We start from the raw sequence: 522 nt of genomic DNA, 5'->3' as shown, positions 1-522 counted from the left end.
TTGCGCGATGGGCGTCGACGGCCTGGTGATCCGCCACCCCGCCAGCGGAGACGCCCTCCAGGTGAGCCAGTGGGTCGACGCCTCGATCGTCAACGCCGGTGACGGGATGCACGAGCACCCGACCCAGGCGCTGCTCGACGCCTACACCCTGCAGCGCCACCTCGGCAGCCTCGAGGGCCGGCACGTCGCGATCGTCGGCGACCTCACCCACAGCCGGGTGTTCCGCTCCAACGTCCAGTGCCTGACCCGCCTGGGCGCTCGGGTCACCGTCGTCGCACCGCCCACGCTGATGCCGAGCGGCATCGGCGCATGGTCGGCGTCGGCGGGCTTCGAGACGTCGTACGACCTGGACGAGGTGCTGCGCGGGGCCGGTGGCCGGGGAGACGTGGACGCGGTGATGATGCTGCGGGTGCAGCGCGAGCGGATGTCGGGCGCGTTCTTCCCGAGCGCACGGGAGTACACCGTGGGCTACGGGCTCACCCGCGACCGGCTGGCGCTGCTGCGGTCCGACGTGCCGATCTG

At 72.4% G+C, this 522-nt stretch carries 1 protein-coding gene; it reads left to right on the top strand.

Going from position 1 to position 522, the window contains the following annotated elements:
* A partial coding sequence (locus FB586_RS18945) for an aspartate/ornithine carbamoyltransferase family protein (protein WP_370741102.1) occupies positions 1 to 522 on the top strand: 522 nt, incomplete at both ends.

Source organism: Cellulomonas telluris (assembly GCF_004886325.1).
Lineage (GTDB): Bacteria > Actinomycetota > Actinomycetes > Actinomycetales > Cellulomonadaceae > Cellulomonas > Cellulomonas telluris.
The sequence above is the reverse complement of the archived record's forward strand: the minus strand, read 5'-3'. Positions and strand labels throughout refer to the sequence as shown.